The sequence below is a fragment of the Ruegeria sp. CH8 genome (genome assembly GCF_056536985.1).
In genome coordinates this window covers 369,096-382,984 of the sequence record NZ_JBQFQR010000001.1, presented here as the reverse complement: position 1 = coordinate 382,984, position 13,889 = coordinate 369,096, and the positions used below count along the sequence as shown (strand labels likewise).

13 protein-coding genes are annotated in these 13,889 nt (G+C 58.3%); 9 read left to right on the top strand and 4 right to left on the bottom strand.

Going from position 1 to position 13,889, the window contains the following annotated elements; genetic code table 11:
- Positions 1 to 6 precede the first annotated feature (6 nt).
- Positions 7 to 702: an SIMPL domain-containing protein gene (locus ACR0ER_RS01890; RefSeq protein WP_480767482.1), complete on the top strand. Its 696-nt coding sequence runs from the start codon at positions 7 to 9 to the stop codon at positions 700 to 702.
- Here the strand turns inward: ACR0ER_RS01890 and ACR0ER_RS01885 are convergent.
- The 3 genes from ACR0ER_RS01885 to ACR0ER_RS01875 all read right to left on the bottom strand — a co-directional run bounded on the left by ACR0ER_RS01885 (position 658) and on the right by ACR0ER_RS01875 (position 3,778).
- Positions 658 to 1,416 (bottom strand): GNAT family N-acetyltransferase, encoded by a 759-nt coding sequence (locus tag ACR0ER_RS01885; protein WP_480767481.1) that lies wholly within the window; start codon positions 1,414 to 1,416, stop codon positions 658 to 660. The two genes, ACR0ER_RS01890 and ACR0ER_RS01885, sit on opposite strands and share 45 nt — an antisense overlap.
- A 2-nt stretch (positions 1,417 to 1,418) precedes the next feature.
- Positions 1,419 to 2,711 (bottom strand): O-acetylhomoserine aminocarboxypropyltransferase/cysteine synthase family protein, encoded by a 1,293-nt coding sequence (locus tag ACR0ER_RS01880; RefSeq protein ID WP_480767480.1) that lies wholly within the window; start codon positions 2,709 to 2,711, stop codon positions 1,419 to 1,421.
- A gap of 71 nt (positions 2,712 to 2,782) precedes the next feature.
- Positions 2,783 to 3,778, bottom strand: a complete 996-nt coding sequence (locus ACR0ER_RS01875) for a hypothetical protein (protein ID WP_480767479.1) — start codon at positions 3,776 to 3,778, stop codon at positions 2,783 to 2,785.
- 300 nt (positions 3,779 to 4,078) lie between these two features.
- On the opposite strand from ACR0ER_RS01875, the gene ACR0ER_RS01870 reads away from it, so the two are divergent.
- The 3 genes from ACR0ER_RS01870 to preA are packed head-to-tail and all read left to right on the top strand — an operon-like array spanning position 4,079 to position 7,619.
- Positions 4,079 to 5,413 carry an NAD(P)-dependent oxidoreductase gene (locus ACR0ER_RS01870; RefSeq protein WP_480767478.1) on the top strand — a complete coding sequence of 445 codons (1,335 nt, stop codon included), beginning with the start codon at positions 4,079 to 4,081 and terminating at the stop codon, positions 5,411 to 5,413.
- Positions 5,414 to 5,459: 46 nt separating this feature from the next.
- Positions 5,460 to 6,296 carry a methyltransferase domain-containing protein gene (locus ACR0ER_RS01865; RefSeq protein WP_480767477.1) on the top strand — a complete coding sequence of 279 codons (837 nt, stop codon included), beginning with the start codon at positions 5,460 to 5,462 and terminating at the stop codon, positions 6,294 to 6,296.
- A gap of 18 nt (positions 6,297 to 6,314) precedes the next feature.
- Entirely contained in the window at positions 6,315 to 7,619 is a 1,305-nt protein-coding gene (preA, locus tag ACR0ER_RS01860) for an NAD-dependent dihydropyrimidine dehydrogenase subunit PreA (protein ID WP_480767476.1), read from the top strand.
- A 45-nt stretch (positions 7,620 to 7,664) separates the two neighbouring features.
- On the opposite strand, the gene ACR0ER_RS01855 is transcribed toward preA, so the two are convergent.
- A complete protein-coding gene (locus ACR0ER_RS01855) occupies positions 7,665 to 8,273 on the bottom strand; it encodes a TetR family transcriptional regulator C-terminal domain-containing protein (RefSeq protein WP_480767475.1) in 609 nt (202 codons plus the stop codon).
- Positions 8,274 to 8,444: 171 nt separating this feature from the next.
- Here ACR0ER_RS01855 and ACR0ER_RS01850 point away from each other — a divergent pair, with 171 nt between their 5' ends.
- The 5 genes from ACR0ER_RS01850 (at position 8,445) to ACR0ER_RS01830 (ending at position 13,856) form a co-directional block, all read left to right on the top strand.
- Positions 8,445 to 9,695: a Zn-dependent hydrolase gene (locus ACR0ER_RS01850; protein ID WP_480767474.1), complete on the top strand. Its 1,251-nt coding sequence runs from the start codon at positions 8,445 to 8,447 to the stop codon at positions 9,693 to 9,695.
- An 89-nt stretch (positions 9,696 to 9,784) separates the two neighbouring features.
- The gene (gene hydA, locus ACR0ER_RS01845; RefSeq protein WP_480767473.1) at positions 9,785 to 11,239 is read left to right on the top strand and encodes a dihydropyrimidinase; all 1,455 of its coding nucleotides are present in this window, start codon (positions 9,785 to 9,787) and stop codon (positions 11,237 to 11,239) included.
- 55 nt (positions 11,240 to 11,294) lie between these two features.
- Positions 11,295 to 12,089: an ABC transporter ATP-binding protein gene (locus ACR0ER_RS01840; protein ID WP_480767472.1), complete on the top strand. Its 795-nt coding sequence runs from the start codon at positions 11,295 to 11,297 to the stop codon at positions 12,087 to 12,089.
- Positions 12,082 to 13,014, top strand: a complete 933-nt coding sequence (locus ACR0ER_RS01835; protein ID WP_480767471.1) for an ABC transporter permease — start codon at positions 12,082 to 12,084, stop codon at positions 13,012 to 13,014. The genes ACR0ER_RS01840 and ACR0ER_RS01835 overlap by 8 nt, the downstream gene beginning before the upstream one ends.
- A complete protein-coding gene (locus ACR0ER_RS01830; protein ID WP_480767470.1) occupies positions 13,011 to 13,856 on the top strand; it encodes an ABC transporter permease in 846 nt (281 codons plus the stop codon). Before ACR0ER_RS01835 ends, ACR0ER_RS01830 begins: the two co-directional genes overlap by 4 nt.
- Positions 13,857 to 13,889: the final 33 nt, after the last annotated feature.

Here is a 13,889-nt window from a genome sequence, read left to right as displayed (position 1 = left end):
AAGACCTTGAAGAAAATCGCTTTTCTGGCCGCGATGATGGCCGTGACTGCAGCAGGTATGGCCCATGCGGAAGAACGTCGCATCACTGTGGATGCGGCCGGAACCGTTCAGGCCGCACCCGATATGGCAACCATCACTCTGGGTGTCACAAACGAAGATGCCGAGGCATCGAACGCCATGCAGTCGACCTCTGATGCCGTGGCACAGATTCTGAAACGGCTGGAGGACATGGGTGTTGAAACCCGCGACGTGCAGACTCGCGATCTGTCACTGTCGCCGGTCTGGTCCGGTCGCAATAACTCCAGCGGTGAACGGCCTGAGATTACAGGGTTTGTCGCCTCGAATAATGTTCAGGTGCGCGTGCGTGATCTGACCAAGCTGGGAACTATCATGGATGCGGTCATTCAGGACGGAGCCAATGACTTCGGCGGGCTGAGCTTTGGTGTGCAGGATCCTGCCCCGCTGCAGGCAGAGGCGCGCGCCAAGGCCGTGGCCGAGGCCACCGCAAAGGCCGAACAATTGGCGCAGGCGGCCAACGTGACTTTGGGACAGGTCCAGACGATCAGCGAACAGGCTGGCGGTGTCCGCCCCGCGCCTCAGATGCGCGCGATGAGCATGGCAGAGGGAGGAGGTGTTCCTGTTGCGGGGGGCGAGATTTCAGTCTCGGTCAACGTGACGATGGAATTCGGGATTTCCGACTGATCCAGAGGATTTGACGCGGGCCTGCAGCGGTTGTCGCTGTTGGCCCGTCTGGTCGAAATTGTCGGGCGACAGCCAGGCCTCGAACGCGGTTTTGATGCGCGGCCATTCGGTGTCGAGGATCGAGTACCACGCCGTATCCCGGTTGCGACCCTTGTAGTGAGTCGCTTGCCGGAAGATGCCCTCGAAGGTAAAGCCCAACCGCTCTGCCGCGCGGCAGGAGGCAGCATTCAGAGCATCGCATTTCCATTCATACCGGCGATAGCCCAACTCGTCGAAAACACGGCGCATCATCAGGTACATGGTCTCGGTCGATTTCGGACTGCGCTGCAATAGGGGCGAGAAGTGGATGTGCCCAACTTCGATCGCACCTGCCGCAGGTTCAATGCGCAGAAACGAGGCCATGCCGATAGGCGTCTCGTTTTCATCGAGCACCGTGTGGAACATCGGGTCGCTGTCCATGCAAGTCGCGCGGGCCCATTCCACAAAATCGTGTTCCGAGTCGAACGGCCCGTAGGGCAGATAGGTCCAGTTGCGACCGTCCGTATCGTTGGCAAACGCTCGGTAAAGCCCGGGCGTGTGCCGGTTCACGTCCAACGGCACGACGGAACAATATTGGCCATCCATTGGCGTATAGGGCGGTGTAAGGCGAGGGAAGTCGTCAGAAACCGGCTTGCCAACAGGTTGACCCAGATCGTTTGTGTCGTGCTCGCTCATCCTCAGGCCGACGCTTTGGCCAGCGCCTGATTCAGGTCGGCGATCAGGTCATCGGCGTCTTCGATACCGATGGACACACGAACCACGTTCGGCCCGGCACCCGCGGCCTCTTGCTGCTCGGGCGTCAGTTGGCGGTGGGTGGTCGAGGCCGAGTGGATGATCAGCGACCGTGCATCACCAAGGTTGGCAACGTGGCTGAAAATCTCAAGCGAGTTCACCAGTTTGACGCAAGCGTCATAGCCGCCCTTGACCGCAAAGGTGAACAGTGCACCCGCGCCTTTCTTGTACTGCGCCTGAACCCGGTCGTGATAGGGCGATGAGGGCAAACCCGCGTAGGTGACATAGTCCACTCGGTCGTCAGCCTCGAGCCAGGCGGCGATTTTCCGGGCGTTTTCGACGTGACGCTCCATCCGCAGCGACAGGGTCTCAATCCCCAGCAGCGTGTAATGCGCGGCTTGCGGGTTCATGGTCATGCCCAGATCGCGCAGACCGATGGCGATACCGTGGAAGGTGAATGCCAGCGGGCCGAACGTCTCGTGGAATTTCAGGCCGTGATAGGCAGCTTCGGGTTCGCTGAGCGAGGGGAACTTGTCATTCGCCGACCAGTCGAACTTGCCCGAATCCACGATGCAGCCACCGGTAACAGTGCCGTTGCCGGTCAGGTACTTTGTGGTCGAGTGCACGACCAGAGTCGCACCCTGTTCGATGGGGCGGCACAGGTACGGCGTGGCCGAGGTGTTGTCGACGATCAGCGGAACGCCTGCCGCGTCGGCCACATCCGCCAGCGCGCGGATATCGGTGACATAGCCACCTGGGTTGGCGATGGATTCGCAGAACACTGCGCGGGTGTTTTCGTCGATGGCGTCTTTCACGGCGTCCAGATCATCGGTGTCCACGAACTTGGCCGACCAACCAAAGCGTTTGATGGTCTGGCTGAACTGCGTGACCGTACCGCCATAGAGGCGCGTCGAGGCCACAACGTTGCAGCCCGGACCCATCAGCGGGAACAGCGCCATGATCTGCGCCGCGTGACCCGAGGAACAGCAAACTGCGCCAACACCGCCCTCAAGCGTGGCGATACGTTCCTGCAGAACGGCCACGGTCGGGTTGGTCAGACGGGAATAGATGAAGCCAACCTCTTGCAGGTTGAATAGGGCAGCCGCGTGGTCCGCGTCACGGAACACATATGCGGTGGTCTGGTAGATCGGCGTCTGGCGCGCACCTGTTGCTGGGTCGGGCCGCGCACCCGCGTGAATTTGCAATGTGTCGAAACCGTAAGTCGGGCCGTCAGACATCGTCGAAATCTCCTGTTGGAATTTGTGTTGCTGAATCTCTAGGCGATCCGGCGCATACACACAACATTGTGTCAGCGCATCCACAGGCCTTTGTTGCGGATCGTATTTCGGATGGCCTGCTCTCGCTTTGGCAGATTGTCACGGTCGAACAGGTCGCGGATCTTGTGGCCCTTGCGCTGCAGAACCAGCTTTTTGATTGGCTCATACCCCTTGAGCACTTTCTTGAACCGGTTTGGAGCCACGACTGTTTCCAATACCTCAACGACATGGTCGCTTTCGCGCGCATAGAGCAAGGGAAACAGCCGATAGTGGCAACTGACCGAACCGTCTAGCAGGCCCGACGGCAGGGCGTCGCGGCCGCCGCCGAAGGAATGAATAGCCAGAGGTAGGGCAACCTGATCCAGCCAGGGATCGAGGTTTTGCCCAGCCAGTTCGGGGATTTCCTCATCCCGGATCGTTCGGGCGTAGTCCAGAAATCGCTCTCCGAACTTACGCGGGCAGGAATAAAAGAAATAGCCCGCGTTGAAATACAGATAGCGCCGCCAGTAATCCAACGGTTGGCTGGTATCCTGCGAGCTTTCGAAATCCAGATCAAAGCGACGGTACAGGGCGTGCCAGATGCCATCAAAGCCGGGGCCATAAAGCGTTGGCTTGGGCCACGTGCCCTCGACTTTTTGCGAGGCTCCGGGGTGGTCGAAATCAAACGGCACTGAGGCCAGGTCTCCGGTGATCAGTGTGTCGCTGTCGAAAAACACGAACGGCTCGCCCTCGGGCAGGGACAGCACAGCCTCGATCTTGTTGCCTTGGGGATAGCTTTGGCCGAAAACATGGTTGTCGAATGGCACGATTTCAGCATCCAGTTGCCGCAGTGCCTTCAGCACATCCTCGTTTTGAATGCTCGGGTCATGACTCCAAAGAGGTCCAGGTTGGGGGACCGCGACAAATAACCGCCCAGAGAAATTCGGAGAGCTGTGGCGCAGAGACGCCGCGAACAACAGAGCCTCATATTGCAGCCGGTTGTTTTGCCCGATGACAACAATGTTGAACTGCGAAGGGCTGGCCTGCATCGGAAGACTTTCAGGTAAGTGGCCGATGACCGGCGCTGCTCGGTTTATGCATGATCTACAATACGCTGCAGGGTCCGTCAAAACCAGATGTAGGGAATCTTCGTGATTGAAGGTCGCGTGATCTTTGCCGAACGCAACTAATTCTCGGGATGCCGGAAAATCAGGCAATTTAGCCCCGGTATCGAGGGAAAAAGCGTGGATTTTTGCGTTTTTGACGATTTTATAAATTTTACCAATTGATAAAAAAATAGATTGTGGCAAGCTGAGGCCATAACAAACATATACACAGGGAGTAGAGCGATGGCACAGGGCCAGATGGTCCCCGGCATTGTCTCCGGGCGGCTTTCCAGCGATGAGCTGACCTCGAATTTTACCGATTTGCATCCGCCATTGGCCGCGCATGAGGCCGCTGTGGCGGCGGATCGGTGTTATTTCTGCTATGACGCGCCATGTGTGACGGCCTGTCCGACGGATATCGATATTCCATTGTTCATGCGTCAGATTCAGGCCGGGCAACCCGAAGCCGCAGGCGAGACCATTCTGGCGCAGAACATTCTGGGCGGCATGTGCGCCCGCGTTTGTCCGACCGAGACACTGTGCGAAGAAGCCTGTGTTCGCGAAACTGCCGAAGGGGCTCCGGTCGAGATCGGTCGCCTGCAGCGCTATGCGACGGACAGTGTTATGGCTGTGGGAGACCATCCGTTCGAGCGCGCCGCGCCGACCGGCAAAACAGTTGCCGTGATTGGGGCAGGGCCTGCGGGTCTCGCCTGTGCACACCGTCTGGCGATGCTAGGGCATGACGTGGTGATCCACGAAAGCAAACCCAAACCCGGTGGGCTGAACGAATACGGCATCGCAGCCTATAAATCGACAAATGACTTTGCGCAGGCTGAGGTGGACTGGCTGCTGAACATCGGCGGCATCACCATTGAGACCGGCTCGGTGTTGGGCGAGAGCGTCTCGCTGGATGGTCTGGTCGAAAACTACGACGCTGTATTCCTTTCTATTGGTCTGGCCGGGGTGAACGCCCTGCGTGCTGATGGGGCTGACAGGGATGGTGTTCGCTTTGCCGTCGATTTCATCTCGGACGTGCGTCAGGCCTCTGATCTGGCGAACCTGGCAGTGGGGCGTAATGTCGTCGTTATCGGCGGCGGTATGACTGCCGTGGACGCGGCGGTGAAATCGAAACTTCTGGGTGCCGAGCACGTGACCATCGCCTATCGGCGCGGCCGCGACGCCATGGGGGCCAGCCGGTATGAACAGGACTTGGCGTCCTCGCATGGCGTCAAGATCATGACCAATGTGCAGCCCGTAGCCGTGCATGGAAACGGAACAGCGGCTGAGATCGAATTGGAATACACCTCCAGCGACAACGGTCAGTTGACGGGAACAGGTGAAATGATCCGCCTGCCTGCAGATCAGGTCCTCAAGGCGATTGGTCAGAAACTGGACGGCGCGCCAGAAGGGTTGAAGCTGGACGGCAACAAAATCGCCGTGACCGGAGCAGGCCGCACATCGATGGCCGGTGTCTGGGCCGGAGGGGACTGCGCTGCGGGCGGGGAAGACCTGACCGTGACAGCTGTGGCCGAAGGGCGGGATGCGGCGATGGACATCCACGAAACACTGGTTTCGTGATAGGGTGGGGTATTCACCCCATTCCTTTCGCTGCTGAGGTATTCCCATGTCCCAGATCGAACAAGCTGTTGCTCAACACTACACAACCGGTGCACTGACCAAACGCGTCCGTGCGGCGCTTGAGGCCAGCGGTATTGACCCGGATGCAGCAACCGTCGCTGACTTGAAGGCGGGGGATGAGTTTCACACCGGTGGTGTTCTGGCTACAGACAACCTGTTTGCGCAACTCGCGCCGACCCATGCGACACGGGTGTTGGATGTTGGGTGCGGCATTGGCGGGACATCGCGCTACGTCGTGGACCGCTATGACTCGACGGTGACCGGGATCGACCTGACACCTGAATTCGTTGAAACCGCAACTGCACTGAGCGATCTTGTTGGGCATTCCGACAAGTCCAGCTTTCATGTCGGTAGTGCCCTGAACATGCCGGTGCCGGATGCAGGGTTTGATCTAGCGGTCATGCTGCATGTCGGCATGAATATCGAAGACAAGGCCGGGTTGTTCGGGGAAGTTGCGCGTACTCTGGCCACGGGCGGAACCTTTGGTCTGTTCGATGTAATGCGTGGTGGGGTTGCCGGGCAACTGGACTTTCCCCTGCCATGGTCGACCGTTGCCGATACGTCTTTTGTCGATGCACCCGAAGTCTATAGGGACGCCGCCGCCGCCGCAGGGCTTGAACTGGTGACCGAGACCGACCGAACCGAGTTTGCGGTGGAGTTCTTCGAAGACGTCTTTGCGCGCCTTGCCGAAAGCGGTCCGCCCCCTTTGGGTATTCACCTCATGATGGGCGAGACGGCGCCCGAAAAGTTTCAGAACTACGTCAAAAACCTCAAGGCCGGGCGCATTCGCCCGACTGAAATGATATTCAAGAAAACCGGCTGAGCCGGGAAGGGAGAAGCCATGGCCGATCTAACGACAAACTTTCTGGGCATATCCAGCCCCAACCCCTATTGGCTGGCCTCTGCGCCTCCGACCGATAAGGAATACAACGTCCGTCGCGCATTCGAGGCCGGATGGGGCGGCGTCGTCTGGAAAACCCTAGGGTCCGAGGGCCCTCCGGTCGTGAACGTAAACGGGCCGCGCTATGGCGCAATCTACGGCGCAGATCGTCGGTTGCTGGGCCTGAACAACATCGAACTCATCACCGACCGCCCCCTTGAGGTGAACCTTGAAGAAATGGCGCGGGTTAAAGCCGATTATCCGGATCGTGCTCTGATCGCCTCGATCATGGTTCCGTGCGAGGAAGAGGCGTGGAAAGCCATCCTGCCGCGTGTCGCTGAAACCGGCGCAGACGGCATCGAGCTGAACTTCGGCTGCCCGCACGGGATGAGCGAACGCGGCATGGGTTCAGCCGTGGGGCAGGTGCCTGAATATATCGAGATGGTCACCCGCTGGTGCAAACAGTACTATGACCGCCCGGTCATCGTGAAGCTGACGCCCAACATCACCGATATCCGCAAACCTGCCGAGGCTGCCAGGAATGGTGGTGCGGACGCGGTCTCTCTGATCAACACCATCAACTCGATCACCAGCGTCAATCTGGACACTTTCAGCCCCGAACCCTCGATTGACGGCAAGGGCAGTCATGGTGGCTATTGCGGTCCGGCTGTTAAGCCGATTGCTCTGTCGATGGTGTCCGAGATTTCGCGGGCGCAGGCAACGCATGGTCTGCCGATTTCCGGCATCGGCGGCGTGACCACATGGCGCGATGCGGCAGAGTTTATGGCACTGGGTTGCGGCACCGTTCAGGTCTGCACCGCGGCCATGACCTATGGGTTCAAGATCATCGACGAACTGACGGCTGGCCTGTCCAAATGGATGGATGAAAAGGGCTACAAGGATGTCTCGGAAATCGTCGGTCTGGCCGTTCCGAACGTGACCGACTGGCAATATCTAAACCTGAATTATGTGGCTAAGGCCAAGATCGATCAGGACCAGTGCATCAAATGCGGTCGCTGCTACGCCGCCTGCGAAGACACCAGTCATCAGGCGATCTCAATGTCCGAGGACCGGGTGTTCGAGGTCATGGATGACGAATGCGTCGCCTGTAACCTTTGCGTGGATGTTTGCCCGGTCGATGGGTGCATTTCGATGGTGCCGATGGCCGCCGGAGAAGTTGATCCGCGCACCGGCTTGGAGGTGCAGCCCGACTATGCCAACTGGACGACCCATCCCAACAATCCGATGGCAAAAGCCGCCGAGTAAATCGGTCGGTAGAAAGAAGAAGGGGCCGAAGAACGGCCCCTTTTTCTATGGCGTCAGCAGCTTGCGGTACAGCGTATCGATAAACGGTTCAGCCCCTTCGAACGGGTCCTCATCGCCCAGAATTGCGCGGACTTGCACATCGAAATCCGCGTAGTGTTGGGTCAGCGCCCAGATCGAGAAAATCAGATGATAGGGGTGAACCTGCGCGATTTTGCCATCGTCCATCCATTGCTTCAGAATCGCGGTTTTCTCATCCACTAACTGTTTCAGATCTTGCGACAGCGCGTCGTGAATGCGTGGAGCGCCTTGGACCAGCTCATTTGCGAACAGGCGGCTTTCGCGGGGCAATTCGCGGCTCATCTGTAGTTTGCGGTGAATATACGACAGGATTTCCTGCATCGGATCACCGTCCTCATCCAGATCGTGCAGCGGGGCAAGCCAGACGTCTAGCAGACCGGATAGAAGGGCAGTGTGAATCGCTTCTTTTGATGGGAAATAGTACAGCAGGTTTGGTTTGCTCAGCCCGGCCTCGGTCGCGATCTGGTCAACGGTCGAGCCGCGAAACCCGTGTGCCGAGAATACGTTCAGGGCAGCGTCCAGAATCGCTGCTCGGTTCTTTTTCTGAATTCTGGTTGGGGCGCGGTCTTTGGGCATTTTTTCAGGTTGTCTCTTTTTCCGGCAAGCAGGCGCCGTTTATGCCAAAATTATCGACGGCGTCTCGCAATTTCTTGACTGATGACCAACCCGTGATAGCGTGAGTTTGACCAGATGGTCAAATCAAGACACCAAAAGCGAGCCAAATCGCAAGCAACAGGGAAGAAGAAAATGGCAGCTCCGACGCAGAACCTCAGGATCAATGGCGACAGGTTGTGGGACAGTCTGATGGAGATGGCCAAGATCGGCCCCGGTGTGGCTGGCGGCAACAATCGTCAGACTCTGACGGATGAGGATGCCGAAGGCCGCGCCTTGTTCCAGAAATGGTGTGAAGACGCCGGTTGCACCATGGGGCTGGACCAGATGGGTAATATGTTTGCGCGTCGAGAGGGCACTGACCCAGAGGCTCTGCCGGTCTATGTCGGCTCGCATCTTGATACGCAGCCGACCGGCGGAAAGTATGACGGAGTGTTGGGTGTTCTGGGCGGGTTGGAAGTTCTCCGCACTTTGAACGACCTGGGGATCAAGACAAAGCACCCCATCGTGGCGACCAACTGGACCAACGAAGAGGGCACGCGCTATGCGCCAGCGATGTTGTCCTCGGGCGTGTTTGCCGGAGTGCACACTCAGGATTGGGCTTATGACCGTGAGGATGCTGAAGGTAAGAAATTCGGTGACGAATTGACTCGCATCGGCTGGCGTGGTGATGAAGAGGTCGGTGCCCGCAAGATGCACGCTTTCTTTGAATTGCACATCGAACAGGGGCCGATTCTTGAGGCTGAAGGCAAAGACATTGGCGTCGTCACCCACGGGCAGGGCCTGAGCTGGACCCAGATCACAGTAACCGGCAAGGACGCCCATACCGGCTCGACCCCGATGCCGATGCGCAAGAATGCCGGGCTGGCGATGGCGCGGATACTTGAGAAAGTGGATGAGATCGCGTGGTCACATGCGCCACATGCTGTCGGCGCGGCGGGGCATATCGATGTCTATCCGAATTCGCGCAATGTGATCCCGGGCAAAGTGGTGTTTACGGTCGATTTCCGCTCACCCGATTTAGAAGTCATCACCGATATGGAGAACCGTCTGCGCGTCGCCGCAGAAAGTATCGTCGAAGAGATGGGGTTACAGATCGAATTCGAGAAGGTTGGCGGCTTTGACCCGGTGGAATTCGACGCAGGCTGCGTAGCCGCTGTGCGTGATGCAGCGGATCGGCTGGGCTATTCGCACCGGGATATCATCTCGGGGGCGGGGCACGACGCGTGTTGGATCAACCGCGTGGCGCCAACCGCGATGGTGATGTGCCCCTGCGTGGATGGGTTGAGCCATAACGAAGCCGAAGAAATCAGCAAAGAATGGGCTGCGGCTGGGGCGGAAGTTCTGTTTCATGCAGTCGTCGAAACGGCCGAGATCGTGGAATAGGGCTCTGTCCCTGTCGCCCACAGGGCGACGCCCCCGGATATTTTTGGCCAGTTGAAGAAAGCGGCGCAGACCGCAACAGGGAGATTAAAATGAGCACTGTTATCAAGAACGGGACTGTCGTGACCGCCGACCTGTCTTACAAAGCGGATGTTTTGGTGGAAGATGGGGTGATCACCGAGATCGGAGTGGATCTGAAAGGTGACAAGGAATTGGACGCGACCGGGTGCTATGTCATGCCGGGTGGGATCGACCCGCACACTCATCTGGAGATGCCGTTCATGGGGACGTACTCCAGCGATGATTTCGAAAGCGGCACCCGCGCGGCATTGGCTGGGGGCACCACGATGGTGGTGGATTTCGCGCTGCCAAACCCTGGTGAAGGGTTGTTGGATGCGTTGAAACGCTGGGATAACAAATCGACGCGGGCGAACTGCGACTACTCGTTCCACATGGCCGTGACATGGTGGGGCGAGCAGGTGTTTGATGACATCAAGACGGTGGTCGAGACGCGCGGCATCAACACGTTCAAGCACTTCATGGCTTACAAGGGCGCGTTGATGGTGAATGACGATGAACTCTTCGCTTCGTTCAAGCGCTTGGCGGAACTGGGCGGAATCGCCATGGTACACGCCGAAAACGGCGACGTCGTAGCCGAGTTGCAGGCCAAGCTTATGGCCGAAGGCAATACCGGTCCCGAGGCGCACGCCTATTCGCGCCCGCCGCAGGTGGAAGGCGAGGCCACCAACCGCGCCATCATGATTGCCGATATGGCGGGTGTGCCGCTTTATGTGGTGCACACGTCCTGTGAAGAGGCGCATGAGGCCATTCGTCGGGCCAAGATGAATGGCAAGCGCGTGTGGGGCGAACCTCTGATCCAGCACCTTACATTGGATGAAAGCGAGTATTTCCATCACGATTGGGATCACGCAGCGCGTCGGGTCATGAGTCCCCCGTTCCGCAACAAGCAGCATCAGGACAGCCTGTGGAACGGTCTGCACTCGGGTACTCTTAGCGTTGTGGCGACTGATCATTGCGCCTTCACAACCGAGCAAAAACGCTATGGTGTGGGTGATTTCACCAAGATTCCGAACGGCACCGGTGGTCTGGAAGATCGGATGCCGATGTTGTGGACACATGGTGTGAATACCGGGCGGTTGACGATGAACGAGTTCGTCGCGGTGACATCAACAAACATCGCCAAGATCATGAATTGCTATCCGAAAAAAGGTGCGATCCTCGTGGGCGCGGATGCGGATATCGTGGTTTGGGATCCCGAAAAGACCAAGACGATCAGCGCGGATACGCAGCAATCCTCGATTGACTACAACGTGTTCGAGGGTAAAGAGGTCATAGGTCTGCCGCGCTTTACCCTGACACGCGGTCAGGTGGCGGTGCATGACGGTGAAATTCGTACTCAGGAAGGGCATGGTGATTTTGTGGCACGCGAACCCAACGGTCACGTGAACAAGGCGCTGAGCACCTGGAAAGAGCTGACCGCCCCGCGGCCGGTTGAACGGACAGGTATCCCAGCAACGGGTGTGTGATGCGTGCGGGCCGTCGTCGCGGCGGCCCAAAGCCAAACCTTTTCAAGGCAATGGAATGAATACTGAAAGCACTACCCAGCCCGTGATCGAGGCAAGGCAACTGGATCTCACCTTCCAAACCAATGACGGACCGGTTCACGCGTTGAAGGATGTGAACCTGACCATCGACAAAGGCGATTTTGTCAGTTTCATCGGCCCCTCGGGCTGCGGGAAGACCACCTTTCTGCGCTGTATCGCAGCGCTGGAGTCACCGACCGGAGGGACGCTGACCGTTAATGGCATGACCCCTGATGAAGCAAGGCGGAACCGGGCCTATGGCTATGTGTTTCAAGCGGCGGGTCTGTATCCGTGGCGGACCATTGCCAAGAACATCAAATTGCCGCTTGAGATCATGGGTTATTCGGCTGCCGAGCAAGAAGAGCGCGTGAGAAAGGTTCTGGAACTTGTTGATCTAGAAGGATTTTGCGGCAAGTTGCCATGGCAGTTATCCGGAGGGATGCAGCAGCGCGCCAGTATCGCTCGGGCGCTGGCCTTTGACGCCGATATCCTGCTGATGGACGAACCTTTTGGTGCGTTGGACGAGATCGTGCGCGATCACCTGAACGAACAGCTTCTGGCGCTTTGGGCTCGGACAGGCAAGACCATCGGTTTCGTGACGCACTCCATCCCTGAGGCGGTGTATCTCAGCACCAAGATCGTGGTGATGAGCCCTCGGCCCGGGCGGATTACGGATGTGATCGACAGCCCTCTACCGAAAGAGCGACCTTTGGATATCCGCGATACGCCGGAGTTCATCGAAGTGGCCCATCGCGTGCGTGAAGGTCTGCGAGCGGGGCATTCCGATGAATAGTGCTGGCATCAGAGCTATTTGGGCCGTCCTGACTGTTGTTGGCGTCATTGTCCTGTTCTGGTACGCCGCCAGCGTGCCGATGAACATCAAAGGCGTTTTGAATGAATTCGAGCGGGCCGGAGAAGAGGTCGATCCGCCAAAGTCGGTCGATCGGCGCGACATGAGCGAGTTCGAACTGGTCATCGACAACCCCTACGCAATTGACGAAACCTGGGAGCAGGAGCGTCCGCGTCTGCCTGCCCCGCATCAGGTGGCAGAAGAGTTGTGGGACACAACGGTTGAGAAGAAGATCACCTCGAAAAGGTCTTTGATCTATCATTCCTGGGTGACGCTGAGTGCCACTATGCTGGGGTTTGCGATTGGCACCGGGCTGGGCATTTTGCTGGCCGTTGGGATTGTCCATAGCCGCGTGATGGACTTGTCTGTGATGCCTTGGGCCATCGTCAGCCAGACCATTCCAATCATCGCGCTGGCGCCGATGATCATCGTGGTTTTGTACTCGGTTGGCATTCAGGGGATCATTCCCAAGGCAATTATCTCGGCTTATCTGAGCTTTTTCCCGGTCGTGGTCGGAATGGTCAAAGGCCTGCGCAGCCCCGATGCGATGCAACTGGACCTGCTGCGGACCTATAACGCCAGCCGGTCCCAAGGATTCTGGAAGCTCCGTTTGCCTGCGTCGATGCCGTACCTGTTTACATCACTGAAGATCGGCATCGCGGCGTCCCTCGTTGGGGCTATCGTCGGTGAATTGCCGACAGGAGCGGTCGCAGGTCTGGGCGCGCGTCTGCTGGCGGGCAGCTATTACGGTCAGACGGTGCAAATCTGGTCGGCTTTGTTTGCTGCGGCCATTCTGGCGGCCTGTCTGGTCGGATTGCTGGGATTGGTCGAGCGGACAGTTCTCAAGCGGATGGGGATGGCGCAATGATCCTTGTTTTCTGCGCAATCCTGCTGTGGCTTTTTGGTTGGTGGCTGAACAGCCGATTGGCCAGCGGTCCCTATGCCGATACCCGGATGGTGCGGTTTGTGGCGCCGCTGGTGTTCGGCCTGACCGTGATTGGCATCTGGGAACTGGTGGTGCGCGGCCTCGAAGTCCCCTTGGTTATTCTGCCGGCACCGTCGCTAATTGCAGTGCGTTTTGGCGACAGCCTGCCGACCCTGTGGGCTGATTTCGTTCAGACCATCATCAAAGGCGCGCTCAGCGGCTATATCATTGGTTGCGGATCAGCGTTCCTGATGGCGATTGCGGTGGACCGCTGGGATTTCCTGCGCCTCGGGCTGCTGCCGGTCGGGAACTTCGTGGCGGCGCTGCCAATTGTGGGCACGGCCCCCATCCTGGTGATGTGGTTCGGGTTCGATTGGCATTCGAAGGCCGCCGTGGTTGTGGTGATGGTCTTCTTCCCGATGCTGGTGAACACCGTGGCCGGTCTGCGCGAGGCCACGGCCATGCAGCGCGACCTGATGGAGACCTACGCGGCGACCTATTGGCAGAGCTTTCTGAAACTCCGCCTTCCAGCGGCGATGCCGTTTATTTTCAATGGCCTAAAGATTTCTACCACTCTGGCCCTGATCGGCGCTATCGTGGCCGAGTTCTTTGGTTCGCCAACCCTAGGCATGGGGTTCCGGATCTCGACCAGCGTCGGGCAACTCTCGCTGGATATGGTCTGGGCCGAGATCGTCGTGGCCGCTTTGGCCGGGACGGCGTTCTATGGGCTGGTCGCAATGATCGAAAAGGCGGTGACGTTCTGGCACCCGTCGCAACGCGGATAACAAGACTTCAACAGACCCCGAAAACGGGGCACC

What these genes read in the sequence shown, in the direction of transcription:
- ACR0ER_RS01840 (WP_480767472.1), top strand. Translation starts at nt 11,295, where the DNA reads ATGAATACTGAAAGCACTACCCAGCCCGTGATCGAGGCAAGGCAACTG.
- preA (WP_480767476.1), top strand. Translation starts at nt 6,315, where the DNA reads ATGGCCGATCTAACGACAAACTTTCTGGGCATATCCAGCCCCAACCCC.
- ACR0ER_RS01875 (WP_480767479.1), bottom strand. Translation starts at nt 3,778, where the DNA reads ATGCAGGCCAGCCCTTCGCAGTTCAACATTGTTGTCATCGGGCAAAAC.
- ACR0ER_RS01850 (WP_480767474.1), top strand. Translation starts at nt 8,445, where the DNA reads ATGGCAGCTCCGACGCAGAACCTCAGGATCAATGGCGACAGGTTGTGG.
- ACR0ER_RS01870 (WP_480767478.1), top strand. Translation starts at nt 4,079, where the DNA reads ATGGCACAGGGCCAGATGGTCCCCGGCATTGTCTCCGGGCGGCTTTCC.
- ACR0ER_RS01885 (WP_480767481.1), bottom strand. Translation starts at nt 1,416, where the DNA reads ATGAGCGAGCACGACACAAACGATCTGGGTCAACCTGTTGGCAAGCCG.
- ACR0ER_RS01880 (WP_480767480.1), bottom strand. Translation starts at nt 2,711, where the DNA reads ATGTCTGACGGCCCGACTTACGGTTTCGACACATTGCAAATTCACGCG.
- ACR0ER_RS01865 (WP_480767477.1), top strand. Translation starts at nt 5,460, where the DNA reads ATGTCCCAGATCGAACAAGCTGTTGCTCAACACTACACAACCGGTGCA.
- ACR0ER_RS01855 (WP_480767475.1), bottom strand. Translation starts at nt 8,273, where the DNA reads ATGCCCAAAGACCGCGCCCCAACCAGAATTCAGAAAAAGAACCGAGCA.
- ACR0ER_RS01830 (WP_480767470.1), top strand. Translation starts at nt 13,011, where the DNA reads ATGATCCTTGTTTTCTGCGCAATCCTGCTGTGGCTTTTTGGTTGGTGG.
- ACR0ER_RS01835 (WP_480767471.1), top strand. Translation starts at nt 12,082, where the DNA reads ATGAATAGTGCTGGCATCAGAGCTATTTGGGCCGTCCTGACTGTTGTT.
- hydA (WP_480767473.1), top strand. Translation starts at nt 9,785, where the DNA reads ATGAGCACTGTTATCAAGAACGGGACTGTCGTGACCGCCGACCTGTCT.